Origin of the sequence: Ruminococcus flavefaciens (assembly GCF_900116855.1) — a bacterium.
In the GTDB taxonomy this organism is placed as follows: Bacteria; Bacillota; Clostridia; order Oscillospirales; family Ruminococcaceae; genus Ruminococcus; species Ruminococcus flavefaciens_R.
In genome coordinates this window covers 31,366-46,095 of the sequence record NZ_UETD01000016.1, presented here as the reverse complement: position 1 = coordinate 46,095, position 14,730 = coordinate 31,366, and the positions used below count along the sequence as shown (strand labels likewise).

The window sequence follows — 14,730 nt, the reverse complement described above, 5'->3', positions numbered from 1 at the left end:
GGGGGAGGTCCGCCTGCACCTGTTGCCCAAGGAGGAGGTCCGCCAGCACCTGTTGCCCAAGGGGGAGGTCCGCCTGCATTCTCTGCTGCGGGAGCACCGCCTGCTGCAGGAGCACCCTCGGGAGCACCAACAGGAGCACCTGTGGGAGCTGCGCCCTGTGCCATGGGATCCTTTTCGTCGGGTCTTGTAGCTATTGTCTTAGCCTGCGGCCAGTTTACGATATCGAGGAGGTTTCCGTCATAAGATTCTTCCATGTAGCCCTTTACGACCTTGTGGAGGAAGTCTGTTGTTCTTGTTCTGTCGATGAGCTTGATGGAGAAGTGCTTGTTGCCTGTCTCCTCAGCCAGCTCTCTGTAGTAGTGAACGTCCTCGGGACGGATGAACTCTGCTGTGAGGATAGCTGCGGGGTGAGTTACCTTCTTGTATGCACAGTTTACCAGTGAATAGTCCATGGAGAACCTCTCAGGGTCTGAGTGACCTACGAAGCATCCGTGAGCCAGTCTGAAAGGACATTCTCTCAGGCAGAGGTTGTTAGCGATGACACGGAGATGAAGATCGGTGTCCTTATACTGAGTAAGGAGCTTTCTGAGCAGATCAAATCTTCTGTTGAAGCCGTGGTCGAGAGTGATCTCGTCAACGCCCCAGTTGCGCCAGTACTCGATGTGCTGGATAGTTGTGGGGTAAGCGTAAAGACCGAGAGTAACGAAAACGTCCTTGAACTCTCTCTTTACATACTTGATGAGGATAGGGGAATTGAGAGTGAAAGCTCTGATACCCATATCGTACATCTGGTGGATAAAGTCACGGATCTGCTTGCCGACAACGGGGTCGATCTCATTCTGATCCATTGACAGAGGATTTATCAGGTAGTTGAAAGTGATGTCGCGCTTCTTACATTCATTTACATAGTCAGCGAGCTGATCCAGTGTAAAGTCAGGAATGATAGAAGCGGTACGGCCTCCGGGGAGTCCGTCACGTTTCAGCTTTCCGAAGAAGCTGGTGATCGCGTGCTTTTTGTCATACTGGTCTACGAAATCGAAGAGCTTGTAATCAAAATTGCAACCGAGATCAAATGAAATTGAATCCTGATTCATGTGGTTACACATCTCCCTTAAAAAGTAAAGTAAGGACTTTTTACACCTTGTAATATCTTTTTGAAGGTATACGCTTGGAAAAAGCGGGTCTTGTCAATTCTGTAATGTAAGTTTTGTGCGTAATATCGCGGATATATGTGCTTTTTACCGCGACAGCCCCATATTAAAATTATACCATTTTTTGGTGAAAGTGTCAATATAATCTTATGCAACTTATTGGAAGCGCAAAAACGTTTATTTTTGTAGAAATCGACCAATCACAGCACGATAATTTTGAGGATAACGCTGTGAGCAGTTGGAATTACCCTTTATCTCGGCAATAATACAGTACGGATAACAAAAAGAAAACATATTTTCTTTTTTGAAAGCTCTTGACAAGGAGAGAAATAAGGTTTATAATATAAAAAGAACAGATGTTCGATAAGGAGGTGCGGCATGGAAAAAACTTATATAGCTATCGACCTGAAGTCCTTTTACGCTTCGGTGGAGTGCGTGGAACGGGGGCTTGACCCCCTCGATACAAACCTTGTGGTTGCGGACAAGAGCCGCACCGACAAGACCATATGCCTTGCGGTGTCGCCGTCACTGAAAGCCTGCGGCATCCCGGGCAGGCCCCGGCTTTTCGAGGTGGTGGCAAAGGTGGCTGACGTCAACGCCGCGAGACGTTACAGAGCGCCCCGCAGGCGCTTCACGGGACAGTCCCATCTGGCTTCGGAGCTTGCTAAGGACCCGTCGCTGGAGCTGTCCTACATCGTGGCACCGCCCCGTATGGCACACTACATCGCTTACAGCACAAAAATATATCAGATATACTTAAAGTACGTCGCTCCCGAGGATATCCATGTCTACTCAATAGATGAGGTGTTCATCGATGCCACGGCTTACCTAAGGACCTACGGCATGACCGCCCATGAGCTGACCATGGCTATGGTCAGGGACGTTCTGAAGACCACGGGCATAACCGCTACGGCTGGCATAGGCACCAATATGTACCTCTGCAAGATAGCCATGGATATAGTGGCAAAGAAAATGCCTGCGGACAAGGACGGCGTCCGTATAGCAGAGCTTGACGAGATGTCCTATCGCAGACTTATGTGGGACCACCGTCCCCTTACGGATTTCTGGCGCGTTGGCAGGGGATATGCAAGCCGCCTCGAGCACAGCGGCATATTCACTATGGGGGATATCGCCCGTATGTCCACCTCTGAGTTCGGAGAGAAGGCTCTGTACAAGATGTTCGGCGTCAATGCGGAGCTCCTCATTGACCATGCATGGGGCTGGGAGCCCACCACCATTGCCGATATCAGGAGCTATCGCCCCGAGAGCAACAGTATCAGCTCGGGACAGGTGCTTCAGGAGGCTACGGAGAATGATACTGCCCGTCTTATAACGTGGGAAATGGCTGACCTGCTGTCCCTTGACCTGGTGGGAAAGGGGCTGGTGACGGATCAGCTCACCCTTACCATAGGCTACGACGTCAACAACCTGCGGAGAGAGGACGTAATGCGAAGCTATGAGGGCAAAGTCACTCTTGATCACTACGGCAGGGCTGTGCCCGTACACTCCCACGGTACCATAAATCTCACTGCTCCCGTGTCCTCCTCAAAGGTCATAACCGAGGCGGCTGTGGAGCTTTTCGACCGTATCACCGACGGCATACTCTGGGTACGCAGGATAACCATATGTGCCAACAGGGTGGTGCCTGCGGAGTCAGTGCAGGAGGAGTTCCGTCAGCTTGACTTCTTCACCGATCCCGAGGAGGATCAGCGCCGCAGAGATGCGGAGGAGCGTGAGCTGCGGCGTGAGAGGTCGCTCCAGCTGGCAATGCTTGATATAAAGGAACGCTACGGCAAGAACGCTCTGCTCCGCGGAGCAAATTTCCGCGACGGAGCCACTGCCCGTTTGCGCAATCAGCAGATAGGCGGACACAGGGCATAGGAGGGATGATATGTCAGACAGCTATAACGATATAATCGGTCTGCCCCACCATGTTTCACAGACCAGACCACAGATGTCGCGCCGTAACCGTGCGGCGCAGTTTGCGCCATTTGCAGCTCTTACGGGATATGACGAGGCAGTCAGGGAGTCGGCTCGCCGCACCGACAGCAGGGCGGAGCTCTGCGACGACGACGCGGCTGAGCTGAACAAAAAAATACAGCTCATAGGGGCGCGTATCGCCTCTGAGCCGTTCTGCGAAGTGACTTATTTCGTCCCCGACAAGCACAAGGCAGGCGGTGAGTACATAACAGTTTCGGGCAATGTCCGCTTCATAGAGGAAGCCACGCGGCAGATGGTGTTCTGCGGCGGTCTGAGGATACCTCTTGACGATATAGTGGGCATAGTCCTGTAAAAAGAGCAACAGCCCTACCTCCGCCCAATCGGAGATAAGACTGTTCTGATCTGCCCTCTTACAAAAGGAAGGATAGCAAAAAGGAATTACTTACAATATATCACAAAGACCGCCTATAGTCTTTGTAGAGTGTTCACAACGATCTCTGCGTGATACTGTATATACCCGCTGCCCCGAGCTATCCTGTCGGAAACGGCGGGTACAGCAAACCCGAAAGCAGGTGGGGGAGTATAGTGCAGAGTCTCCCCGCCTGCGGGTCTGTTGACTGAGAGGTATTGCCGCATCAGCGGCTTATTTTTTCGGTCAGGATCTGTTATCGGGGAAGACTGTGATCTTGCCGAGGGTATACTGCTGTATAAGTAATGTGTCTGTAACATTGTATTCGCCGCTCATATCCACATCGGCAGCCAGTGAAGCGATATTGCTGCTGAATGTGCCGCTTATGAGCCCCCTTCTTGCTGCGATGACGTCGAATGAATCAACGCTTCCGTCGCAGTTGATATCGCCGAGGACAAAGGTGACGGGAGAGGGACCGTCGACCTTTGTGCCTGAAACAGCGCCTATTGCCTCGTCGATATAGAAGTTGCCCGTGCCCTCTGTGGTCTCAACATAGAGCAGAAGGTCTGAAGCTCCTTCAGGGATCTTGAAGTTTGTATTTGCCAGCTGCACATACTGACCCTTCAGGGCAGTTGCCTGTGCGATGTGGGCGAATTGGGTCTCTCCCGCAGAGTCTGCGTACTGCAAAGAGAGCACAAATTCCTGTGTGGGGGTGCTGCCCTCAAGGTACTCGGCGCACACGCTGAAGCTGTACTCGCTGCCGGGCTTGAAGACATCGGTGCTGAGGGACTTCTGGAGACCGTTCCAAGCCTTCTCACGGTTCTGTGAGAGGAGAGCCTCTGCGTCCTTGTAGGGGGTACGGCCGCTGAGTGTAGCCTCTGCTGCGCCGTGACCCTCCCAGCTGAAGGTGTCGCCCTCAAAGGTGTCGTGGAAATAATAGCCGTTCTCATCAGGGTCTGTATTTATGGGAGGGGTAACAGGTTCACTCGGCTGATCATTTCCACTGCCGCCCTCAAGAGTTACTACGAATGTGGAGACGCTTCTTGCAGGAAGCTGAGCCCAGAAGGAGTCTCCGCTGTATTCGAGGTTTTCCGTTTTTGCAAGATTTTCGTTGCTTGTGGTCCTCCAGCGGTCAACATCGGAGATGTTCTTTCCTACTGAGAACTGCTGTGCGTAGCCTTCGTCGCTGTTGTTTACGGCAACGATGGTCACCTGATTTTTGTTATTCTTGTAAGCCGAAACGAGAACGTTTGTGGCAGGCTGCTCCGTAGCGTCAACGCGGACATCGCCGGGACGCACGAACTTGGAGAACTGCGCCATGCAGTAGCCGCGCTTGCTTATGGTGCCGTTTTCGTTCATGGGGCTGTAGTTTCTTCTGATATACCACCATACATAGGCGTTAAGGTTGCCCACAACGAGACCGTTGTGGATATTCTCGGATACCTTTATGGCTTCGGGCCAGCGCTCGTTGGAGTTTGCCTCGCTGTTGGGGACGTATACCTCGGTCATCCAGATCTCCTTGCCGCTGTTTTCGAGGGCAGGGAAGTCCATCTGACTGCGCTGAGTGCCGTAGAAATGAGTTCCGAAGAGGTCGGTGTTGTTGTAAGCCGCAGAGTTATTGAGGATAGCATTGTAGATATCCTTGCGGTACTGGAAGCTCTCGGGAGACATGAGCTTTGCCTTGGTGCCCGATGTTACCTGCTTGCCGTACTGTGCGATGAATGAGGCGAGGTCGCTTGCGCTCCAGTAGGTCCAGTCCGCAGCGTAGTCAGGCTCGTTCTGGACGGATACCGAGTAGAGGTTGACGCCCTTGCTCTCCATAAATTTAACATAGCTGTTGAGGTGCTTTGCATAGTCAGCCCACTTGTCCTTCCTGAGCTGATACTTACCGCCTGCAACGCCGCCGTTGACGGTGTTTCTCATAGAGGCGGGAGGGTTCCAAGGTGTGGCGAATACGGTAGCTCCCAGCTTCTGTGCAGCCAGTGCGGTGGGGACAGCTCTGCTCCATGAGTTGCTGTCGTCGCTGACGTAGATACGGAGAATGGTGAGACCAAGCTCGTCATCGCCGTTTCCGAAAGCCTTCTGCACCTGAGCGGACGACATATCCGAGCCCACCCATTCGGGGAGGTTGATACCGCCGAAGCCCCTGATGGTCTGATATGTCTTGGAAGTATTGATAGTACATAATGAGGCAGCATCTGCCGTAAAGCAGGGAGCTGCGGGAACAGAAGCGGCAATGATAAGTCCGCTGATAACAGCAGAGACTACCGCTTTTGCAGTTTTTACAATTTTCAATTTTATCACTCCAAATATATAATATCCCTTATAGCTTCTCTATTGCTATATGTTTATTATAAACAAAATATGAATTGATAACAACCTATAAAATAAATATTTGGTGGACAAAATGAAGAACTTGCAAAAATTGCCCGTACTGACCGATTATTGCGGAAAGTACGGGCTTTTTTGAACTATTGTGTCAGCTTCGTAGGCTGCGTTTTTGTAGTTTGAAATGTCTGTTTTTTGTCAGGCATTGTCAGATGACCTGATGCCGCGGCATACTCTTTCGGAGACCTTTTCGGTGACGGCTTGGGTGTATCAGGAGGATACTCCGATGGTGTACAGAGATAGTAGTCATTGACGCTGTCGATGTGTACCGCACATATCTCGTCGGGAGAGTATCCGTCATAGACGAACAGGTAGACATATATCGTTTCGCCTGTGTTGCTTTCGGCATAGAAGGAGTCGATCAGCTCCGATACCCTGTTGAAGTCGGCGGTCTCGCCTGTGAGCTCATAGTATGTATCAGAATGCGTAAAGGCTGCGGGAACAGTGGGATTGACAGGTGCTACCGGTATATCGCCCGAACCTGCGGTCGTGCTGCCTGCCGGCATCGTAACCACAGGCGGCATAGTGTTGATCGTGGCGGCTGTTGAACCTGATATTACAAATGCGGTCGTCATTGCGGCTGAAGTCCTTACGGCTTCCTTTGTGACGGAGGTAGTGGACTGTGACGCAGGCATGGTGGACAAGTGTTTTGAAGTTGTTATGACGGGTCTTGTAGTGGCGGAAGTGGTCTTGGTGGTGGTCCTGATGGTAGTGACAGTTGTTCTTCGTGTTGAGGATGAAGTAACGCGGCTGTTGGGAGGAGACGGCTCCTCGGACTCGCGCTCGTAAGTCTGTGTAGTCCTTGCAGGAGAGGTCATCTCCGTGCCCGAAGCGGTTGTCCGCGATGGAGCGGAGGTTCCCGAGGGAGTCATCGGGGCAGTGGTGTGAGCTGTGCTCACAGTGGAAGCCGTGGCGGAAGAAGCCGCCGTGGCTGCGGAGGTGCCGCTATCCTTTGAAGTGACGGCGGCAGTGGCCGTCGTGTCCGCATATGCGGCAGTCAGGGCAGAGGTGGTCTCTGCGATAGTTTCCACGGTAGTTGCAGCAGAAGTAGTAGTCACAGCTTCGGGTATCCTGAAGTCGTCGTCCTTGGGAGCTATCCTGCTGAGGAGATCGGTCTTCCAGATACCGATGCCCAGCATTATCATTATACAGCAGCTCAGGGCAACAGAAGCGCTTTTTATGTATATGGCTCGTTTTCTTTTCTTTTCTGCAAGGTATTCATCTCTGCGCCGAAAAACCCGATCTGCGATCTTGTTATAGTCTCTCATACTCAAAGCCCTCCTTTTCAAGCTTTGATCTCAGCGCAAGCTTTGCTCGGTACAGGAGATTTTCTATCTGTCGGTTGCTTTTGCGCATGATAGCAGCAGCCTCAGAATTGCTCAGTTCCTCAAAGAAGGTGAGATAAAGCACCTGTCTGTAGTCTGAGTTCAGAGTCTCCATAGCTCTGTGCAGAGAGATCTTTTGTTCCTCGCGCAGGTAGTCCTGCTCGATACTGCGCTCATCGGAGATGTCATAGAGATCATCGACAGTCCTGTCCGAAATGTGCTTTTTCCTGCGCATACCGTCGATGGCGGCGTTGCGGCCTATGGAATAGAGCCATGTTTTGAAGGAGCTCTTTCCCGAAAATCTCGGTTTTTTTACAGCCAGCTTGAAGAATGTTTCTTCAGCAAGCTCCTCGGCAAGACAGAAATTTCCTGTTATGCCGTTGAGATAAAGTACGAGACCGTCGTTATAGTCCCGTATGATCTCGGTCAGTCCGTTATCGTCACCGCTGAGGTAACGAAGATAGCTTCCCGCACCGTTATCCATGAGCTCCTCCTTTCTTAGGATAGTATCTCTCTATGATATAGACGTATGAGCGGCGTTTTTCTCTCAGTCAGAGAGAAAATAGCCTGCAAGGACTCCTCTTGCCTTATCGTACTCAAAGGTACAGGTGGAGAGGAGGACGAGCCTTTTCTGTGACAGCTCCTCCGCAGTGATATCGCTGTGATAGGCTGCCGTATGGAGCAGCAGCTCGGCGTAATCTCTGCGTTCCTTGTCGGTGATGAATACCGTGTTGTAAACAGGGGAGTCTGAGGGGACTGTGAGATAGGCAAAGAACTCTATATCCTCCCTGCCCCTGTCGGTTATGATGCAGCCCTGTCTGTGACTGTCCATATAGGAGCTGTCCCTGAACAGTCCCACAGGTGCGAACATTGCCATATTTTCGTAATTATGGGCGTAGATTATCGAGTTGTAGCCTGAAAAGTCTCCTTCGCAGCGATAGTCCAGCACGGTGAGCCCGAAGGGGTCGAATTCGCCGTCGAGACCGTGGCTGAGGTAGAAGCTGTTGTCATCGCCCTGAGCTATGGGGTAATCCAGTCCCGTATCGGGGACATACAGCCAGCCCACGGCGTCTGAGCAGACCGACTTTACAGCTTTAACAGGGGAGGTAGCAGGAGCTGTGACATTCTCCGCTGTTGCCGCCTCAGTATCGGGAGATATGGGCTTCACGGCAGGTATATTGTCCACATCGGGGCGCACCTGCTCAAAAAGCTTCTCCTGTTTTTCGCGAGCCTCGGATATACGTTTTTCGGGCAGATATATCTTCTGCCGATACCGGTATACCGCAAAAGCTCCCGAAAACAGGAGAAGCAGTATTATTGCTATAAGAAATGCCTTTTTCATTGTTGTTCCTCTGAGTGTTTCCTGCGCTTCTTTATCAGCAGCAGGAGCAGCATAAGGAATACCAGTCCAGCCATGCCTGCGATGCTTATCGTCCAGAAGCTGTCCTTAGCGGAGAGAAATCCCGTATTCGGGGGATCGTATTCCTCGTCCACAGCGGCATAGAATATCCACTTGAAGATTATCTCGCCCTCCACATGGCGGTCGCCGTTCTTGTCGCGGACTATGGTTATGCCCTTGTCGGTGACTATGCGGGAGCCTTCGTCGATATGGCTGGAATCCTCGCTGAGTCCCGACCATACCACGCTGCATGAGAGGGTATGGCTGTCGCCGGGCTGATAATAGCCGAGGTCCTGAATCTCCTGAGTGAGGTCGATATTGCCCTTGCCGTTGACATTGCCCTCAAAGAACTGCTCTCCGTCGAGACTCATGGTGCATTCCACTTCCTCCTCGAGGTCTATCTCGCCGTTTTTGGAGACAGGCTCCACATAGAAATAGATGTGGTAAGCCTTGTCCTCGCGGAGATTCATGAGCTGGACGTCCTTGGTATAGGTCTCGCCATAGGTCATATCCTCAACGTGGAAGAAATACTCTCCCGTGCTGCTGCTGACCACATTTCCGTCTGAGTCCATAGCGGTCAGGTCGGAGGGGAGTCCCTTTACGGCTCCGTCAGGCAGCTGAACAGCTGCCGAGGTCTGTGCAGGAACGGAAAAAAGGAGGAAAGAGCTGCACAGAGCAGCAATGAATGCTTTTACTCTCATGCTCTTTCCTCCTTTTGTTATGACTTATGCTGTTTGATCGCGATCTTTATTGCTTTGTCCATGTGATAGCGTCGCCGCTCTTTGCAGCTTCTGCAGGAGCCCATGCGGAATTTACGCCTACAACATAGCTTGCAGCTGTCTTTTCCTCGTCAGGTGATATCTGAACGCTGTCGAGGCCTACTGTGAGGTCATAGGTAAGGTCTGTGAATGCCTGATTCTTTACGGCACCGTCCAGAGTTACCGATGCGACCAGCTTATCGCTTGTAGCGCCTGCTGCAAGTATCTTGTTGAGGTAGAAGTGACCGTTAGTGGTCTTGCTGTCGCCGGCGAAGTCGTTGAGGTATGTCCAGTTGTCGGCGAAGTTCTCAGCGAGATTGATGTTGATGATTATATTGTCGTCGGTGCTTGTGGTATCTCCGTCAGCGCCGCCGTATGTAAGAACTATCTTGTTGTTTGCTGAGTCATATACAGCTGTTGTATTATCTTCGGTGATAGCAGGGAGATTCTTGGAAGCTGCAAGCTTTACAGCAGCGATCTGCTCGGCTGTGGGAACGCTGTTGGCAACATTCTGAAGATTGAGGATATCAACGGTAAAATCGCCGTTGTCAAGAACTGCATTGTTGAGCTTGTAGTAATCCGTGCCCTTCTTGTAGTAACCGCTGAACGAGTAGGTCGTACCGTCTATCTGTCTGCGGAAGATATAGAGACCGTCTTCAGTGGGAGTGAAAACATGGGAATCTACCAGAACAGCGCCGTCCTTGAACTCATATCCGAGAGCGGTAGCGTTTGCTTCGGCAGCAGCTTCGCCCTTGATGACTACCAGCTCGCCTGTCTGATAGGTCTCGCGCCAGTTGGCCTTGTTGGTGTCGATCTTTACAGCATTTTCGGGAATTGTTGCAGCGATGGCAACACCTGCGGGATCGAGGACCTTGCCGGAGATAACGTGTGTGAGATCCATTCTTACGAATGCGTCAACGTTGCCTGTGTTGACAGCCGAAACTTCCTTCTTTATGGTCTGACCGGGAAGCCAGTCATTGTTGGGAGGAGTAAATGTTTCGGTAATGGAAACGCCGTAGTCGGCAGATGCCGTCAGGCGGTTAGTTACTTCATCACTGGAAGTGAACCATGCAAAGGTGCTGCCTGCTGCAATAACAGCGGCGATCCCCAGCGCGCCTATCAGGACTTTTTTATCCTTCTTATTATCCTTTGTGTTTTTCATAACTTGCACCTCTCTTAAAAAATTTTTATGTTCACTTCGTCTTTTCCGCAGACTCGGGAGTTTGCGGAGTTATGTCCTGTTTATCGCCTTTTGGAGCGAAATACATATTGAGCAGTCTGAAGAATATCCACAGCAGGATCACAAGTGCTGCCACGAAATACCATCTCAGCTGCACGAAGCGGACGATATATCCCAGCTTGGGGATACTGAACTTCACGCTTCCGATAACTCTGTCCTGATCTATCAGCATGGCGTCCTCGACGTCATTTGCATCGCCCTTTGTCTTGAAGCAGGTAACGCCCGAACCCTCATAGTTCTCCAGTTTCTGGGTGACTCTGTGGGTGAGGTAAGCATCTGAGCTGCTTGACGGGTTGAAGGTTATGACATCGCCGACATTGATATCCGAAGCGTTCTGGAGCTTGACGAATACCATATCGCCTGTCTTATAGGTAGGACTCATAGAAGGAGTCAGTACGGTGTAATATCTGTATCCGAAGAAGGACTTCTGCGGGCTGTGGTCTGCCGCGAACAATACAGCCGCGATGATCACCCCTATGGCGAACAGATATATAAAAAGCTTTTTGATAAAGCTGAACACCTTGTAGCCCGAGCTTGGTTCGGGTACATTATTCGCTTTTTCGCTCATAGCACTCTCCTTCCGAGAATGATATAGTATGACTGTTATTAAAGAAAAATTATTATCTTTAGTGTAATAATATAATACCATATAATCATTATATAGTCAAGTGCTATACGAAAATTTCAACGAGTTGCACAGTGGAGAAAAAAACACACCATTTTTGTAGAAAATAACAGTATCAGGACGAGTTTAAATAGCTGAAAAAGGTAATTTTTGATGATTTTTGTGGAACAAATGGTAATTTCCTTAACTTCAGGTGTCAATTTTTGCTGTATTTTGATATTTTGTTCAGTTTTTGCTGTTTTGGTTGACTGCCTTTGTGAAAAATGTTATACTGAAAGTGCGGAATATAGTCAAAAAGTGAACTTAAAGTGAAAAAATCAAGGACAAGTTTTTAAGATTACTTTAAGACTATTTTAAGCTTGCAAATTTATCATTAAGACACGATTTGAACGTAAAACGGGCAAAAACTCGATAAAACATGAAAGATCACATATGGAGGGATATGAAATGATCAAACGTACAGCCAAAAGAACAGCTGCAGGCATCATGAGCCTTGCGCTTCTCCTCGGTGCGGCAGGAATGCTCCCTGCACCAAAGGCAGCGGCAGCAGGAGCAGTCACTATCAATGAGGTCTGCCCCAAGAACAGCACCTACCCTGCCCCCGACGGCGGCTTATACGACTGGATCGAGCTCTACAACGGCTCGGGAAGCGCGGTTGATATAAGCGGCTGGGGCATAACCGACAAGGAGGACACTCCCTACCGCTTCACTATACCCTCGGGTACGGTGCTTCAGGCAGGTGAGAGAAAGATATTCTTCTGCGACGGAACAGCAGGCGAGACCAACAGCAGCATAGCTCCTTTCGGTCTTTCCACCAGCGGCGAGGTGCTCACTCTCACAGACGCTTCGGGCAGCGTGGCTTCACAGGTGACCTTCGGAGATATGGCTAAGGATACATCCTACGGACAGTATCCCGACGGCAGCGGAGAGTACTTCGTTCTGGCAACTACTCCCGGAGAAGCAAACAGAGCTCCCGAGGGCTCAAACGCAGTAAGGACACCTTCCTTCTCGGCAGAGAGCGGCTTCTATAACAGCGGTTTCTCACTTTCTATCGACGTTCCCGAGGGAACAACAGTTTACTACACACTTGACGGCAGCGACCCCACATCCTCATCAGAGAGGTACACAGGTCCCATCAGCGTCAAGGATATGACCAGCGAGCCCAACAAGCTCAGCGCAAGAACAGATATCACAGCATATACGGATATCCTCGCCCCCGAGGAGGGAGTTCTCAAGGCAGCAGTAGTACGCGCTACGGCAGTTGACGCTCAGGGACGCACCAGCGATATCATCACAAAGACATACTTCATCGGCTCAACAAATGTTGACAAGTATAAGAATATGAAGGTCATCTCTCTCGTTACAGACCCCGATAACCTTTTCGACTATGAGAAAGGCATCTATGTAAAGGGTAAGGTATACGACGAACAGAACGGCGGAGGCGGCTGGACAATGCCCGGATGGGGCGGTCAGCAGGACCCCGGACAGCAGAATCCCGGACAGCAGATCCCGGGACAGCAGGACCCCGGTCAGGGCTGGAACCCCGGTGCATGGGGTCAGCAGGACCCCAATCAGGGTCAGCAGCAGGGCTGGGGCAACTTTAACTTCGGCGGCGCAGGCGATCCCGTGGCTATGGCAGATGAAGACGGTCAGCAGCAAGGCGGCTGGGGCGGCTTCGATATGGGAGGCGGCGGCTTCGGCGGTGGCGGCTGGGGCGGAGGCGGAATGGGAGATTTCGCATTCATGTCACAGGCTAACTACAACCAGAAGGGTCCCGAGTGGGAGCGTCCCGCAAATATTGAGATATTCGAGAACGGTCAGAGCGTAGTTTCCCAGAACGTGGGCATCAGGACAAAGGGTGCTGCATCCCGTGCATGGGCACAGAAGAGCTTCAATGTCTTCGCCCGTATGGATTACGGCAAGAGCGAGGTGGAGTACGACCTCTTTGAGGGCAAGTCCACCAAGGAGAAGAACGGCAAGGTAATAGACAAGTTTGACGGCTTCACCATAAGAAACGGCGGAAACGACAACATGGCAGGCTATTTCCGTGACTCCGTGAATCAGGCTCTCGTATCCGACAGAAACAATATGGCAACTCAGGCTACAAGCGAGTGCATACTCTTTATCGACGGCGAGTTCTGGGGCATCTATCAGCTCACGGAGAAGTATAACTCCGACTACTTCAAGTCACACTATGGCGTGAAGAAGAACGATGTTGCCTTCGTAAAGAACGGCAATCTGGAGGAGGGCACCGATTCAGACCTCAGCGACTGGAACAACCTGCTCAACCAGATATCGAGCGCCGATATGACCAACGAGGCTACATACAAGCAGTTCTGCGAGAAACTGGATATCCAGAGCTATATAGACTATTTCGCAGCTCAGATATACTGGGCTAACCACGACTGGCCCGGCAACAATACTGCTGCATGGCGCGCAAAAACAGTCGACCCCGAAAATCCCTATGCAGACGGCAAGTGGCGTATGGTGCTCTTTGATACCGAGTACAGCGCCAACCTTGCAGACAAGGTCAATGAGACAGGTCCTACCTATAATAGCTTCAGCCAGTTCGGCGGAGGCGGAGGCTTCGCCTTCGGAATGGGAGGCGGCGGACTCAGCGGCTCATTTACCTCACTGATGAAGAATGCAGAGTTCAAGAAGCAGTTCGAGCTGACATTCATGGACCTTGCAAACTATAACTTTGATACCAAGAAGACCACAGCTGCTATCAACTACTACAAGGGCTTCAAGCAGCAGATAGTTGATACCTATGCACGTTTCCCCTCATCGAAGAACATCCACAATGCACAGACCTTCGATCAGGATTATCAGCTCCTCGAGACCTTCTACAACACCAGATTCGGCAACGTTACAAGCCAGATGAAGAACTATATGTCACTTCAGGGCGACCTTGCAACAGTTACCGTAAATAACGACGGCTCAAAGGGTTCGGTAAAGTTCAACACCATCAACCTTGACGATTCTCTCAGCACATGGAGCGGAAAGTACTTCACTGACTATCCCGTAACTGTAAAGGCAGTGGCAAAGGAAGGCTATACCTTCGATCACTGGGAGGTAACAGGCGCAAATGTTGATGATACACGTTCCGCCGAGATAACAGTTCCCGTAAGCGAGGGCGTTACCATCAAGGCTGTATATACAGCAGGTGCAGCTCAGCCTGTGACTACCACAACAACTACCACTACTGCCACCACCACAACAACGACAACAACGAGCACAGCTGTTCCTACGGGTATGTTAAAGCTTGGCGACGCAAACTGCGACGGCACCGTTGAGCTGGCAGATGCTATCCTCATCATGCAGAGCCTTGCAAATCCCAATAAGTATACACTCACAGAACAGGGCAAGCGCAACGCAGACGTTGACAAGGCAACTGAGGGACTTACCTCAAATGACGCTCTGAAGATACAGGAGTTCCTCCTTGGAAAGATAAAAACACTTGACTGATAAAAAAGTGAAAAGAGAATAATAAA

Annotated in this window: 11 protein-coding genes; 3 read left to right on the top strand and 8 right to left on the bottom strand. The window is 50.9% G+C overall.

What is annotated here, in order from left to right; all coding sequences use genetic code 11:
- Positions 1–1,094, bottom strand: a 1,094-nt coding sequence (locus tag DSZ37_RS15695; protein ID WP_181380341.1) for a hypothetical protein, incomplete at its 3' end; no start/stop codon positions are given.
- A 435-nt stretch (positions 1,095–1,529) separates the two neighbouring features.
- Between DSZ37_RS15695 and DSZ37_RS15690 the strand changes: the two genes are divergently transcribed.
- Together DSZ37_RS15690 and DSZ37_RS15685 are read left to right on the top strand one after the other, a co-directional pair.
- The gene (locus tag DSZ37_RS15690) at positions 1,530–3,032 is read left to right on the top strand and encodes a DNA methylase (RefSeq protein WP_109727810.1); all 1,503 of its coding nucleotides are present in this window, start codon (positions 1,530–1,532) and stop codon (positions 3,030–3,032) included.
- A gap of 10 nt (positions 3,033–3,042) precedes the next feature.
- Complete coding sequence (locus DSZ37_RS15685) at positions 3,043–3,444, top strand: hypothetical protein (protein ID WP_109727809.1); 402 nt, start codon at positions 3,043–3,045, stop codon at positions 3,442–3,444.
- 303 nt (positions 3,445–3,747) lie between these two features.
- Here DSZ37_RS15685 and DSZ37_RS15680 read toward each other — a convergent pair whose 3' ends face one another.
- The 7 genes from DSZ37_RS15680 to DSZ37_RS15650 all read right to left on the bottom strand — a co-directional run bounded on the left by DSZ37_RS15680 (position 3,748) and on the right by DSZ37_RS15650 (position 11,179).
- Positions 3,748–5,796, bottom strand: a complete 2,049-nt coding sequence (locus DSZ37_RS15680) for a carbohydrate binding domain-containing protein (RefSeq protein WP_109727808.1) — start codon at positions 5,794–5,796, stop codon at positions 3,748–3,750.
- Between the two features lie 176 nt (positions 5,797–5,972).
- Entirely contained in the window at positions 5,973–7,157 is a 1,185-nt protein-coding gene (locus DSZ37_RS15675; protein WP_109727807.1) for a hypothetical protein, read from the bottom strand.
- Positions 7,144–7,698, bottom strand: coding sequence for an RNA polymerase sigma factor (locus tag DSZ37_RS15670; RefSeq protein ID WP_109727806.1), 555 nt, complete (start codon positions 7,696–7,698; stop codon positions 7,144–7,146). Before DSZ37_RS15670 ends, DSZ37_RS15675 begins: the two co-directional genes overlap by 14 nt.
- A gap of 63 nt (positions 7,699–7,761) precedes the next feature.
- Positions 7,762–8,556: a class B sortase gene (locus DSZ37_RS15665; protein ID WP_109727805.1), complete on the bottom strand. Its 795-nt coding sequence runs from the start codon at positions 8,554–8,556 to the stop codon at positions 7,762–7,764.
- A complete protein-coding gene (locus DSZ37_RS15660) occupies positions 8,553–9,314 on the bottom strand; it encodes a hypothetical protein (RefSeq protein ID WP_109727804.1) in 762 nt (253 codons plus the stop codon). Before DSZ37_RS15660 ends, DSZ37_RS15665 begins: the two co-directional genes overlap by 4 nt.
- 46 nt (positions 9,315–9,360) lie before the next feature.
- Positions 9,361–10,533 carry a BsaA family SipW-dependent biofilm matrix protein gene (locus DSZ37_RS15655; protein WP_109727803.1) on the bottom strand — a complete coding sequence of 391 codons (1,173 nt, stop codon included), beginning with the start codon at positions 10,531–10,533 and terminating at the stop codon, positions 9,361–9,363.
- A gap of 31 nt (positions 10,534–10,564) precedes the next feature.
- Complete coding sequence (locus DSZ37_RS15650; protein ID WP_109727802.1) at positions 10,565–11,179, bottom strand: signal peptidase I; 615 nt, start codon at positions 11,177–11,179, stop codon at positions 10,565–10,567.
- Positions 11,180–11,683: 504 nt separating this feature from the next.
- Here DSZ37_RS15650 and DSZ37_RS15645 point away from each other — a divergent pair.
- Entirely contained in the window at positions 11,684–14,704 is a 3,021-nt protein-coding gene (locus DSZ37_RS15645) for a CotH kinase family protein (protein WP_181380340.1), read from the top strand.
- Positions 14,705–14,730: the final 26 nt, after the last annotated feature.